The organism is Bartonella sp. MM97QHHN, assembly GCF_042194285.1.
Classification (GTDB): Bacteria; Pseudomonadota; Alphaproteobacteria; order Rhizobiales; family Rhizobiaceae; genus Bartonella.
Genome location: NZ_JBHIMS010000084.1, coordinates 1 through 2,023 on the forward strand (window position 1 = coordinate 1; position 2,023 = coordinate 2,023).

General features: G+C 39.0%; 2 protein-coding genes. Both read left to right on the plus strand.

The genetic code is table 11. The features are described 5' to 3' along the window. Positions 1-1,357 (plus strand): HNH/ENDO VII family nuclease (locus ACFIJW_RS06905; protein ID WP_375633746.1); only part of this gene is annotated, 1,357 nt, incomplete at its 5' end. Between the two features lie 20 nt (positions 1,358-1,377). Beyond that, on the plus strand, positions 1,378-1,863 hold the full coding sequence (locus ACFIJW_RS06910; RefSeq protein WP_208438784.1) for an SMI1/KNR4 family protein: 486 nt from the start codon (positions 1,378-1,380) through the stop codon (positions 1,861-1,863). Positions 1,864-2,023: the final 160 nt, after the last annotated feature.

Below are 2,023 nucleotides of genomic sequence, written 5' to 3' on the forward strand. Positions count from 1 at the left end.
TAGAGACCACACCATTGATGTTGCACGGGCTGCTGGGGGCGTTGCTGCTGCCCTTGCCGGTGGCAATGTTGATGCCGGCGCTGATGCCGCAGGTAATGCCGCTGCAAATAACTTTTTGGGTAGTGCACAACGCGCTCAGATGAAGAAAGAGTTAGAAGAGTGCCCTGATGATCAGTGTCGAAGAGATGTTAACGAAAAATGGTTCGAGATTGATGAAGAGCAAGATAGGATTTTTGGGATAGGTCTTGCGAAGGGTATGATTGTTGGTGCCGTAAAAGCAATAGGAAACGGAATATCTGAGACAGCTCATGACGTTAAAGAATTAGGATCGGCAATAGGAAACGGAATATATGCGACAGTTCATGACGTTAAAGAATTAGGATCGGCAATAGGAAACAGTTCAGTTGATGAGATCTATCAAAATGCCCTTCAAGGCGTTGGAACAGCAAAAGCTTGGGCCACGAGTGGGCATATATTTGATGATGTCTGGGAAGGTGCTGGTCAACTCTGGGAAGGAGTTGGTCAATTCTGGGGAGGTGTTAAGGATTCCTTTAGAGGGCGTATAGATCACATAAAGGATTCCTTTGGGGGGCATATAGATCACATACATGAAACAATGGAGAAAGGGGGGGATGGAGCATTCAGTGCTGGTGCTGAATCTGGCGAAATGCTAGGTAAACCATTAGGAGATGTGGCTTATATAGTGGGTTCTACAGTGCTTACTGACGGTGCTGTTTCAGCAGCCAAGGGAGGCGTAAAGCTTGCGGGAAAGCTTGTAGAAAAAGATCTCATCAAATTTGCTGCTAAAGCTGAAGAAGCGGCTATAACGGGAGCAACTAGTTCTGAAGTAAATACTGCGCATGTGGGGAAAGAAATCGCACAATCGCTAGAAAAAATGAGCGATGAAGCTATTGCAACTCAATATTTGGGGCAAGAGAGAAAATTCTGGTCAAAACCTATTGAGGTTGAGTTTGAAATAACTAACAAGGGAGAAAAAATTACTCAGACAAACAAAGTCTATCAGAGAGATGATCTGTTTGATCCTAACCAGATTGTTAGTTGGACAGTAAAAGGAAAAGAAGTAAAAGGTACAAATATTGAAAGGATGAAAACAGGAAGAGCACCTCTTGACTTTAATGAAAATCCCATTGAATTGCATCATATGCTGCAAACACATGATGGTCCCATAGCAGAGGTTACAAATGCGTTTCATAATAAACATAATTCAGTTATTCATATTAATCCTAATACAATGGGATCAGCTATTGACAGAGACCTATTCGATAAATGGAGGACGAAATACTGGAAGGAACGTGCTAAAGATTATGAAAAGAAAGATATAGCAACTAAAAAATAATAATTTATGGAGAACAACCTATGAAAACTTATACTTTAGCTGATGTTGTACAATTAATTGATAAAGTAAATAAATATGATGATGAGATTATCAATTTTGGTACTGCAGAGGATGCAGTTAGTGATGTACGGATTAAAGAGGCAGAAAAAACTCTCGGTTTACAGTTTACAACTTCTTATAAGGATTTTTTAAAAAATTATAAGGGAGGAGAAATTGGTTATGAGGAAATTTTTAGCATTTATAACGCAAGTTTTGAGGATCATCCTGCTGGTGATATTGTGCATAAAAACTTATATCATAGGAAACATGGTTTTGCGACATTAGAACAGCTTGTTGTCAGTAGAACTGATTTTGGGGAGACATTTTACTTTGATTATACTCAGTTTCAGGATGGTGAATGCCCACTCTACGTCAAGATTCCATCTGGAGCGTCACATTATTATGCAAGTAATTTTTATGAATTTCTCTGTAAAAGAATTAAAGAGCACGCAGGGGAAGATTTGTGAAAACCTATACCTTAGCTGATGTTGCAGTATTAGTTGATAAATATAATGATATTATCAATTTTCGTACTGAAGAAAATGTGGCTGATGATCTACGGATTGAAAAGGCGGAGAAAGCTCTCGATTTGCAATTCACATCTTCTTATAAGAGCTTTTTAAAAAA